Source organism: Desulfonatronum zhilinae, from assembly GCF_900182865.1.
Taxonomy (GTDB): Bacteria; Desulfobacterota; Desulfovibrionia; order Desulfovibrionales; family Desulfonatronaceae; genus Desulfonatronum; species Desulfonatronum lacustre.
In genome coordinates, this window is sequence record NZ_FXUJ01000043.1 from 1 (window position 1) to 10,457 (window position 10,457).

Sequence of the window (10,457 nt, forward strand, 5' to 3'; positions counted from 1 at the left end):
ATCTCCTGGAAAACAGGGATCGAAAACCACTCACTCCGAATACAGATAGTACCACAGGGGAGAATTGCCAATTCCACGTCCAACGTCGAAGAGCCCCTTTTCTGAAGCCCCAAGGGGGCGGCATATGTTAGCCCAAGGCAACGCCCTGGGGTGATGATGGTAAAACAAAAATAGCCCTGTAAGGGCGGCCCCAATGGCATCATAAGAAAAATTTCATCGTTTCAGCCTAAGCCAGTATAAAATAGGATCGTTGTTGGTTCGGTTTTTTCGCATCCGTCTATATCGACAAACCAAAGTCAGCAAAAAACTGTTCATTTTGTGCTTCGCTGTCATAAAATGAGTGAACGCCGATTTCGTTTTGACCAGTTTCTATGCCAATTGAGTCAAAGGTATCGTCAATAATCGCGTTCTCTCCATTTTTGTTCCAGTCTGCACGAAAATAATCTGAATAGTTCCAGTTTCTTGATCCTTTTGGGGTGATGCTTTTGTCTTGAATGTAAGCGACGATGTGATTTTCGGTCCCCATGCTAAGTTGCTTAAACTTTTCATCAACTCTGACAACCATCGTAGCCCAGTCATTAAGTTCAGTGTTCCCTTTATCCATATGTAACATATCGCTTGGTAAGTTTGCATAATCTATCAGCGTAATATTGCCTCCACTATGCTTTTTCCATAGAATTAAGCGAGGTATTCCGTCTTTGATAATGTCAAAATTTATTAGATTATTAGTCCATGTTGGAATGTCTTGCTGTTTTTGTTCTGGTGTGTATTTAAAAAAAGATACTCCATATCCACTATCAATTCCATCATTACTAGCTATAAGCCTAAAGTTTAAACCCATCATGTAAAATTTTCCTTTTTGTCCAGCAGTTCTGACCTTGACTTTTACTTGAATATCATAGCTCAGCAATCCATTGGAATCGGCTCTGATCCGCTTCAAATCTAAGTTTATTGTATCATTTTCATGCCAGTCCAGTCCGAGCAATCCAGATTCCCCTTTAAAACGAACTGCTCCGTCATCTGTTGGCCCAGCGTTGCTGTATTCAGCATCTGTATCTCCAATGGATTTCCAGTAGTCATCAAGGTTCCCATCACCGGTTTCGTCAAATCCAATTTCTGGTATTGGGTGTGTGCAGTAGTCATAAAAAGAATTAAAGAATTGCGCGTAAAGTTTGATGTCGCCTTCTCCCAAAAAAGACTTAGATTCAACGTAGCCACGTAATTCAGAACTTCCTTTTAGACTAACATGTGAGTTAATTGCATACATCGCTCCAGTATATTTTGTATTCCAAGCCATTTGAATATTTTCATCTCCAGAATAAAATAAAATAAAATTTTCAGGAGTCCCGTTATTATTCAATGTACTATCGCCACTCATGCTGAAACTATCTTCAATATAAACTATTAGCCTTCCAGTGCCGTTTATATTAATATGTCCTTGGTTTATGTTAAATTTTCTAACAGTGACTACCTTGTCGGCGTTTCCGACGTTAAATATGACATTCGCATTTGATTGAATTGTAATATCTTTATAGCAATTATTGTCGTTTAAATAGATTGTTTGATCAGAAGAGATTTGCAAGTCATTGCAATTTGTTGGAGAGACTGGCTGCGAATAAACACAAAAAGTACGTTCTTGGATATTTTTAATTATTTCTCCTTTTAATGATTCAGGATTCTGGTAATTTATTGATGCCGATGGTCCTAAATGGACATCTCCATCGATTACTGTTGACCAACCGAGGCTAACAGTTCCAGCGTTAGTTCCTGCGTGACCAAATATTTTAGAGGAACCTGTTAGAGTAATATCTTCTTGAGTGTAAATTGAAAAATTGTTTAGCTTTTTTAATCCAAGAACTTTGTAGCTTGCTTCAAGCATGCTGTTTGGATTAACTGTTCCGATTACTGAGTATTTACCATTGTTTTCATCCGTAACTACGAAATAACTATTGTCTGAAAGTAGAAATTTTCCATCCGTTGCATCTTCTTTTAGTGCATAATTCAACCCAGACTCCGCCAGATAACGTGCCTGCTGATACGGATCCTGCGTCAGTTCGGTGAAAGTGGATGTGGTTGTCAGGCGGACGATGCCGACGCCCAGGGCGGACATGATGAGTATGGCCGCGATAATGAAGATGAGGGATGCGCCTTGTTGCTGGGAAGGGGGGCGATGTAGGAGAGTGGCGGCAAGTTGTTTGACGCGAAGGGAAATGGGGCGCATGGATCAGCTCCGGGAAGGCGGTGATTCAGGAACAGGATTCCGGGGTAATGGAAGTCTTGAAGGGTAAATTGGCTCCGTTTTCACCTGTAAGTACGAGTTCGATGGTATAAGGCGGTTCGTTGCCGTTGGAGGTCACGTTAAAGCTTGTGACACTGTCCGTCAGGGCTACCCCGTTGAGTTGCAGTTCATTGCCGTTTCTCTCGAAATTCATGGTCATGGCCGGGTCGTCGCATGTCGTGACCTCTATGCTGTTAGGCGATGTGGATGTGGCTTTACCGTCTTGGATACGGGACAATTCCCGCATTATTCTGGTCATGGTCACTTGGGCTTTTTGAGAGAGATGCGCGTTGTCCTGGGCAAATGTGTAGCTGCGCACGGCATTGACCAGGAGGAAGCCGCCAAAGGTGGCGACGATGCCGAGAAGGAGAATCGTGACGATGATTTCGATGAGTGTGAAGCCGGATGGTTGAGAGGATGTTTTGCAGCGTCGCTTCAAAACGCCAAGTTTTTTGAGGGGCTTCCCTCGCGATTTGGATTTAGGAGTCAGCAGGGGCATACGGTTAGTCCGCCGGGGTAAAAAGATACGTTACTTTTTCAATTGAACCGGACGTCTTCCTCATTTCCACCTTGAGAATTTGCAAAGCCGGGTCCGTGCAGTCTCCGTTGTCGTCATCGCCCTTGTTTTCCTCGTACACGTCATTGATCAGAACGAATCTCAAGCAGTAGTGTTCCAATTCAAGTCCGTGATCGTCAAGGCAAGCGTTGGAAAAGTTTTTCACGCATTCTTCTACAGCTTCCAAATCTTCCAGCGCCGCCTCGACACCGCATTCGGCAACCAACTCAGCCATACAGGCGTTGACCTTCAGACTCTGGTCCAGACGAAAAATCGGGTCCGAACTTCTGGTCAACGCCGACCCGATGAACGGGGCGAGCATGGCGGCCAGAAAGCCGAACATGACGATGGTGACGATCAGCTCAAGCAGAGTGAAGCCGGAAGAATGACGGTGGAGAGAGCGGGTCATGGGATGAATCCGGTTTCCTGGGTGATGGTGATGGCTTGGGTGCCGACGGATATGGTTTGATCATTCCCAATTACATTACCACCGGCATCAATCGGCTGGCCGCGGCCCGGGCTGAACCTGAAGGTCGCCAGGGGGCTAATATTTGCCGGAATATTCTCCAAATAAGGTTCGCTCTCTCCTGGTAAGTTCGGAACGTCACCGGCCTCCCTGATCAGGACATACTTGTTGCTTGTCTCAATCTCTATCCCCCAATAGACGACATCCGCCATGGCTCGAATCTGCGCATACCGTAGATGCGTCTTGAGCGTATTGGCCGCGGCAACATCCTCGGCGTCCGTGCCGGAAAACCGAACAACCGCCACCACGGCCAGAATGCCCAGAAGAATGATCACGACGATCACTTCCATCAGGGTGAAGCCGGAGGATACGGGCGTCGGCCTGGTATGAGGGGGGGAGGGAGGTGGTTTCATGATTATTGGGGGGAGGCGAGTCTTTTAAATCGTCAATTCTCACTCCCGCACGGGTTGCGGCTGGGTTTCGGGGCGTTCCCGTTCAAAATTTTCCCACGAGTTGAACGTGACGGGAAACGTGCGCAATTCGAAGGTTTCGTCCCAGTTGAAGCGCTCCGGCATTTGGTAGCGCCCTTTGTCCAGGACGTAGCGCTCCGCCAAGTCCAGGTCCGGAAAGAACAGGAGGTATTCGGATACCCCGAATTCCTCGTAGAGCTGTTATTTGATCGCCGTGTCCTTGAAGGCTGAAGATTTGGCCCCGATCATTGATGATCGGGGCCGGCGGGCCTTGGATGCTTTGAGGCGTGAGATATTCCCCGCGTCGGCTCAGAATACGTTGAACAGCCTTCCAAGCATGCCGACCATGGAAATGGCTGAGAAGGTCATGGCAAAGGTGAACAGCCGGAATGACTGGGCGCGATTCTCACGCAGTCCCTCGTCGATTCGCTTGTCGATGCGCTCGATGATTTTATCCAGCTTGGCATCCACCTGCTCGAAGCGCTTATCCACCTGCTCAAAACGCTTGTTCATCTCGGCTTTCAAAGCTTGCTGCGAGTTATCCACCTGCTCAAAACGCTTGTCCACCTGTTCGAAGCGCCTGTTCATCTCGGCTTTCAATGCTTGCTGCGAGCTTTCCACCTGCTCGAAGCGCCTGTCCATATCGACCTTCAGCGCTTGTTGCGATGTTTCAAGCTGCTTGAACTTGTCGTTCAATATATCGAATTTGTAATCAAACTTGTCTTCGAGGTGGTCGAAGCGTTTTTCAAAATATTGCGATGTGGGGATGAACCGGACGATGAGGGCTTCGATGGTCTTTTCGTTAATGACCATGTCGCCGGATTTTTCCGAGGAGTTGTGGACTTCGCTCATATTGGCAGTCTCTTTTGGTGACTTGATGAGGGCCAAACGTATGTCAAAAGGGTTGAGACTTCAAGAGTCGTTGTGAAGACTTCCGTCAAGGATTTCTTGAACATGCCGTCAAAATCGTTCCCACGCTCCGCGTGGGAACGCGGTCCCGGACGCTCCGCGTCCACTGTGGCCGCTGGAGCGGCCGCCGGAATGCTTCCACGCAGAGCGTGGGAGCAGGGGATGGATACTGGCTGGAGTAAAGTGGGAGTTTGCGATTGATGCTTTGCGAGGTTTTAGCGCATCCTCAGAACACATTGAACAGCCTTCCAAGCATGCCGACCATGGAAATGGCTGAGAAGGTCATGGCAAAGGTGAACAGCCGGAATGACTGGGCGCGATTCTCACGCAGTCCCTCGTCGATTCGCTTGTCGATGCGCTCGATGATTTTATCCAGCTTGGCATCCACCTGCTGGAAGCGCTGATCCACCTGTTCGAAGCGCTTGTTCATCTCGGCTTTCAAAGCTTGCTGCGAGTTTTCCATCTGCTCGAAGCGCTTATCCACCTGCTCGAAGCGCCTGTTCATCTCGGCTTTCAATGCTTGCTGCGAGCTTTCCACCTGCTCGAAGCGCCTGTCCATATCGACCTTCAGCGCTTGTTGCGATGTTTCAAGCTGCTTGAACTTGTCGTTCAATATATCGAATTTGTAATCAAACTTGTCTTCGAGATGGTCGAAGCGTTTCTCAAAATATTGCGATGTGGGGATGAACCGGACGATGAGGGCTTCGATGGTCTTTTCGTTAATGACCATGTCGCCGGATTTTTCCGAGGAGTTGTGGACTTCGCTCATATTGGCAGTCTCTTTTGGTGACTTGATGAGGGCCAAACGTATGTCAAAAGGGTTGAGACTTCAAGAGTCGTTGCGAAGCAAAAAATTGGACACGGGGGGGCACGGGGAAGGCATGGGGGGGGCAGTCTTGAATCTTTTCCCAGTGCTCCCCGTGTGCCCCGTTGTTATATATTCTCTATTCTTTCAGCATGTTATCCATGGATAAAACTCTCAAGCCTGGTTGACTGAAAAACCGGTTGCGGCGTTGGAGAGTTTCTGGGCGACCAGGGAATTGAGCGAGACACCTGCTTTTGCGGCTTCAACAGCCAAAGATTGATGGATGCGACGGTCAATGCGGACATTAAAGCGGCCCGAATACTCCTTGCGGGCTGGTGCGATCGGGATCGGATCACCGTGCTTCAGGCAACTTTCCTTGACGCCTTCCCAGGCTGTTTTCAGTTCCCGCAGTGCCTTTTCCGGCGTCTCCCCAAAAGCGGATATGCTCGGCAGCTCGACAAAATGCGCGAGGTAGTCGCCATCGTCATCCAGGAATACGTTGACAGTATATCCTTCAAATTGATCAGTTTTCACTTTCCGTGTCCTCCTGGAATGTATTGAGAAACTGCTTTACCTGGTACCCTTTCGCCTTTCCGCTTCTTCCTTCCTGAATCGGCAAACGTTTGCCGCCCGGGAGTACCATATTTGATGGCTGCCTTTCTGGTGGTCAAGCACCCACCCAGACTGCCGCAAAAGAGTTTGGAACTCCGAAAAGGTTACTCCCTGTGGATTGTTTATGGCATGCGCCAGCAGCTTTTTTTGTTTGGCCATCTACTTGTCACTATATCCAGTTACAGCCAGCAGTCAAGGCGCACCCTTGCTTACTGTCAAAGAGAAATGGTGTCGTTGCGAAGCCTTGCGTCAGGGATTTCTTGAACTCTTGAACATGCCGTCAAAATCGTTCCCAAAATCGTTCCCACGCTCCGCGTGGGAACGCAGCCCCGGACGCTCCGCGTCCACTGTGGCCGCGGGAGCGGCCGTCGGAATGCTCCCACGCGGAGCGTGGGAGCAAGAGGAAAAAGTCGGATTCCGTTCTCCCCTGTCAATTGCTTAACCTTCCACTCCAGATCGTGGGAGTCACCTCATGCCATTCCAGGCCGGGGATGGTTGGTTTTGATGTGCGGATCAGCACCATGCGGTCCTTGTCGCTCATTTTGTCCACCCAGGGGACGTAGCTGTTATCCTTGCCGCGTGTGAGCTGGATATGGCGGTATGTCTCCAAATTGTCTGCAGGCATCCAGATGGGCTCGAAGCCTAAGGTGTAGCGCCAGGGGCCGTGGGGATTCTGATAAAATACCTCGTAGAACAGTCGCATATTGTCGTTGTAGAGGATGCCGCCTTCATCGGGCAGCCATGGGCGATGATCCTCGTTCGTCATGCTCGGCCATTCACTGACGGAACCGGACCAACGGCTGCCTCGATCATTGGTCACGGCCAGGAAAAGAACGAGACAGAATGCTCCGGCGATGAGAAGGCGCTTCAAGCTGAACTCTTCAATATAGTACTCAAGAGCGGCTTGTATTTCCCGTGCCGTCCAAAAAGCAAGAGCCGGCCAAGCCCAGTCGGACCAGAAGCGGGAAGCGATGAACCCCATGGTCCATCCGATGGCAATCAAGTAAAATATTGGGTTGTCGACGGTACGTGTTTCCCATTCGCCCCTGGCCCAGCGCCAGAGGAGCAGGCCTCCGACGAGTATGAAAACAGAAGCCTCACCGCCGAACGGCTGAAATTCGGTAACCAGTTGACGCTGAAAATGATGTTTTCCGAATGCCTCAACCGCGTGAAACAACATTTGATGCAGGAATGCCAAGGGTGCGCCAGTGAATGTTGCGCCCAGGATCACGCCCGCGCCGACCGCACCGGAAGCCAGAATAAAAACCCGCCACTGCCTGGCCAGGATCAAGGCGAACAGGGGCAGGGCGAACAGGTACCATGTCCCATGAATCCAGGTGGCAAGGGCCGTGCCCAGGGCCAAGACGCCCAGTTCCAGCCACGGCTTGTCGTTGTCTCTGATTCGTTCCCACAAAAAGCAGAAGAGCAGGATGAGAATCATGCTGGCGATGTAGGGTCTTCCGTAGAACAAGCGGTGAATCGGACTGAAAAAGAAAATGGAGGACAGAGCCAGGGCGGCGATCCAGGCCTCGTTGCGTCGGAAGTAAAATACAGCGGGAAGGGTGAACGTCAGGAACAAGAAGATAACGCTGAAGTTGAGCAGGGCCAGCTGGTTCGCGCCGGTGATCGCGTGAAAACTCTCAAGGATGACATGCCAGCCGGGATGGCTGTCCATGGTGATTTCTGGGCGGGTGACCAGAATATGTGCCCAGTCTTTGCCTGAAATGACTTTAGCGACGTGACGGAGGGCGTCGTCCGAAGGGAAATAGCCTGTTCCCATTATTTGCAAGAATATAATAATGAAGTTTGCTAAACAAATTGTCAATATTGTGCTGCGAAATATTTTCTGTGAAGAATAAGGACGTAATATTTTCATAAAGATTGATTTATATATTAATATTTTTGAATTGTTTATTCGAAACAGGATACGGATAAAACTTCAGGCGTTACCCCAGTAGTTTTCAGTTGGCAGTTTGGTTCGCTTGTATTTTATTGCGGCAAGATTGGTCGATAGAGGTGAAATTGTCGTTGACAATCGATTGGAGTCTATCAAGTTCAATTTTTCGCTTTAAAATCCTGGTTTCCGTAAACGAGCAATCTATATGGCTATTCAAAAAACGTACAAATCGGCTGCAAAATCTGCTGATTTAAGCTAGTCTTTCAGTATGCTGAGAAATACCAAACAGCTTACAGCTTGTTGTTTAGTCTTTAAAAGATGATTGTTTATACTGAATAAAAAAATAAGCCATTGCATATAAAAGCAATGGCTTATAATTTTTAAAATCAAAATAAATAAAAATTATGGAATTGGCGAATAAATATTACAAGGAAGTGAAGAATCCCATTCTCCATCCCTTGTTATTGTAGCACTTCCTACTTTTACTGAATTTGTGCATGGTGTAGTCACATCAATATTCCAGCCTCCAGAGATGGATTTTGCTTGTCCACAAGCTGTATCAGCAGCAGCTGAAGATGATATTCCTTGTACAATTTGTTCTGCAAAATTCAAAGATATTGTTGAATTCATCGCAGCACATGCTCCACCTGCTGCTGCTTCCCTTGCTTGCACTTGAAGATCAACATACCTCGGCACCGCCACCGCCGCCAAAATCCCCAAAATAACAATCACCGCGATCAGTTCGATCAACGTAAAACCGCCCTGGCCGGCGTTGTTCATATTTTTCCTTTCCATGAGTTCCTCCGCAAAGTTTATCTGTTCCAACGCGACGACTCCCGCGTTTCCGCTTTTCGAGTTTTTATGCGATTCGTGTGCCAATTGTTGGGTTGGAAGGGGTTTGTCCGGTGTTTGTTGAGAATTGGCGTTGGGATTGGGCGGGGGTGGCAGTGCGTTTGTGAGATATTGATGACTCACTCTGTAGGTCGTGACTGGAGGTGTGTCAAGGTTTTGGCGATTTTTTTTTGAGGGTTGTCTGGGGGGAATGCTGGGATTGGGGAATGCTGGGATGCTGGAATGCTGGGATACGCTTCGTTCCCACGCGGAGCGTGGGAACGATGATGAAACCTTCGATTTTATCGCACCATCTTCGTCAAATCCCACATCGGCATGAAGATGGCCAGCGCGAAGAAGCCGACCACGGCGGCCAGGAGCAGGGTCAGGATGGGGGTGATCATTTCGGACATTCGGCCTACGGCGTAGTCCACTTCGTAGTCGTAGTGGGCGGAGACCACGGTCAGCATTTCGTCCAGGTTCCCGCTTTCCTCGCCCACGGCGATCATGCTGACGATCATGGGCGTGAACTTGTCGGACGTGCGCAGGGGGCCGGAGATGCCGCGGCCTTCGCGGAGTTTATCCTGGAGGTTGTCGAACTCCCTGGCAATGGCCGCGTTGCCGATGACCTCGCTGAGAATGCCCATGGATTCCAGGACCGTGACGCCACTGCTTTGGAGCAGGGCGAAGATGCTGGCGAAGCGGGACATGGCCGCCTTTTGCAGGACCGGGCCGATGAGGGGGATTTTCAGGAACAGGGCGTGCCAGAAGAGTTTGCCGCGTGTCGTGCGGTAGGAGAGAATCACGCCGACGATCAGGCCGATCAGGCCGCCCAGAAGGACGTGCCAATAATTTGTCAGGCCGTCGTACATGGCGATGCAGATTCTGGTGGGCAGGGGCAGCTCGATGTTCGCGGACTGGAAAATGCCCACGAACTGCGGGATGACGAAGGTCAGCAGGAACAGGAAGGCCCCGAACAGGGTGACCAGGACGATGACCGGATAGGTCAGGGCGGCCTTGATCTTCTTGCGGACCTTGTGTTCGTGGTCGATGAGAAAGATCAGTCGCTCCAGGACCTGGGACAGGGTGCCGCTGATCTCTCCGGCCCGGATCATGGAGCAGTAAAGTTTGGAGAAGATTTTCGGGTGGCGGCTCATGGCCGCGAAAATGGACGCGCCCTGGCGCAGGTCTTCACGGATCGCCACGAGGGCGCGCTTCAGCGATGGGTTCTCCACCTGGGCCTGGAGGATTTCCAGCAGGTTGATCACCGAGATCCCGGCGTCCAGCATGGTGCGCATCTGCTTGGTGAACAGGATCATATCCTCGGGCTTGACCTTGGCCGCGAACAGACTCCTGGTCCTGCTCTCGCCTCCGGGCCCGGCCGAGGAATCCTGGCGTACGGACGTCGGGAAGTTGCCCTGGGCCGCGATACGGGTCTTGGCCTGATCCTCGGAGTCGGCCTCAATGGTCCCGGTGATCCGGGCGCCGGTTTCCGTCAGGGCTTCGTAGCGATAGTGGGGCATGGTGAAAAAAAATGAGGTTCTTCGACGTTTAATGTGGAATTGACTGACCACAATCTGTTTAGGTAGCCCTCTCCGCAGGAGGGCTTGCCATGTTTGCTGAAGAAATTTTT

Annotated in this window: 11 protein-coding genes; all 11 read right to left on the reverse strand. The window is 49.9% G+C overall.

What is annotated here, in order from left to right:
• Positions 1-277 precede the first annotated feature (277 nt).
• Positions 278-2,221 carry a DUF7305 domain-containing protein gene (locus tag AC559A_RS18120; protein ID WP_498819100.1) on the reverse strand — a complete coding sequence of 648 codons (1,944 nt, stop codon included), beginning with the start codon at positions 2,219-2,221 and terminating at the stop codon, positions 278-280.
• Positions 2,222-2,246: 25 nt separating this feature from the next.
• Complete coding sequence (locus AC559A_RS18125; RefSeq protein ID WP_498819101.1) at positions 2,247-2,777, reverse strand: PilW family protein; 531 nt, start codon at positions 2,775-2,777, stop codon at positions 2,247-2,249.
• A gap of 4 nt (positions 2,778-2,781) precedes the next feature.
• The gene (locus AC559A_RS18130; protein ID WP_498819102.1) at positions 2,782-3,243 is read right to left on the reverse strand and encodes a type II secretion system protein; all 462 of its coding nucleotides are present in this window, start codon (positions 3,241-3,243) and stop codon (positions 2,782-2,784) included.
• Complete coding sequence (locus AC559A_RS18135; protein ID WP_498819103.1) at positions 3,240-3,713, reverse strand: prepilin-type N-terminal cleavage/methylation domain-containing protein; 474 nt, start codon at positions 3,711-3,713, stop codon at positions 3,240-3,242. The genes AC559A_RS18130 and AC559A_RS18135 overlap by 4 nt, the downstream gene beginning before the upstream one ends.
• 39 nt (positions 3,714-3,752) lie before the next feature.
• Positions 3,753-3,914 (reverse strand): hypothetical protein, encoded by a 162-nt coding sequence (locus AC559A_RS18140; protein WP_498819104.1) that lies wholly within the window; start codon positions 3,912-3,914, stop codon positions 3,753-3,755.
• A 165-nt stretch (positions 3,915-4,079) separates the two neighbouring features.
• The gene (locus AC559A_RS18145; protein ID WP_498819105.1) at positions 4,080-4,658 is read right to left on the reverse strand and encodes a hypothetical protein; all 579 of its coding nucleotides are present in this window, start codon (positions 4,656-4,658) and stop codon (positions 4,080-4,082) included.
• Positions 4,659-4,905: 247 nt separating this feature from the next.
• On the reverse strand, positions 4,906-5,484 hold the full coding sequence (locus AC559A_RS18150; RefSeq protein ID WP_498819106.1) for a hypothetical protein: 579 nt from the start codon (positions 5,482-5,484) through the stop codon (positions 4,906-4,908).
• 174 nt (positions 5,485-5,658) lie between these two features.
• Positions 5,659-6,018 carry a type II toxin-antitoxin system HicB family antitoxin gene (locus tag AC559A_RS18155; protein ID WP_498819107.1) on the reverse strand — a complete coding sequence of 120 codons (360 nt, stop codon included), beginning with the start codon at positions 6,016-6,018 and terminating at the stop codon, positions 5,659-5,661.
• A 508-nt stretch (positions 6,019-6,526) separates the two neighbouring features.
• On the reverse strand, positions 6,527-7,972 hold the full coding sequence (locus tag AC559A_RS18160; RefSeq protein WP_498819108.1) for a hypothetical protein: 1,446 nt from the start codon (positions 7,970-7,972) through the stop codon (positions 6,527-6,529).
• Between the two features lie 423 nt (positions 7,973-8,395).
• Positions 8,396-8,788 (reverse strand): type IV pilin protein, encoded by a 393-nt coding sequence (locus tag AC559A_RS18165; RefSeq protein WP_498819109.1) that lies wholly within the window; start codon positions 8,786-8,788, stop codon positions 8,396-8,398.
• A gap of 338 nt (positions 8,789-9,126) precedes the next feature.
• Positions 9,127-10,457, reverse strand: a 1,331-nt coding sequence (locus AC559A_RS18170; RefSeq protein ID WP_498819110.1) for a type II secretion system F family protein, incomplete at its 5' end; no start/stop codon positions are given.

Coding starts and splice junctions, on each gene's coding strand:
- AC559A_RS18120 (WP_498819100.1), bottom strand. CDS start 2,221: ATGCGCCCCATTTCCCTTCGCGTCAAACAACTTGCCGCCACTCTCCTA.
- AC559A_RS18130 (WP_498819102.1), bottom strand. CDS start 3,243: ATGACCCGCTCTCTCCACCGTCATTCTTCCGGCTTCACTCTGCTTGAG.
- AC559A_RS18135 (WP_498819103.1), bottom strand. CDS start 3,713: ATGAAACCACCTCCCTCCCCCCCTCATACCAGGCCGACGCCCGTATCC.
- AC559A_RS18125 (WP_498819101.1), bottom strand. CDS start 2,777: ATGCCCCTGCTGACTCCTAAATCCAAATCGCGAGGGAAGCCCCTCAAA.
- AC559A_RS18165 (WP_498819109.1), bottom strand. CDS start 8,788: ATGGAAAGGAAAAATATGAACAACGCCGGCCAGGGCGGTTTTACGTTG.
- AC559A_RS18160 (WP_498819108.1), bottom strand. CDS start 7,972: ATGAAAATATTACGTCCTTATTCTTCACAGAAAATATTTCGCAGCACA.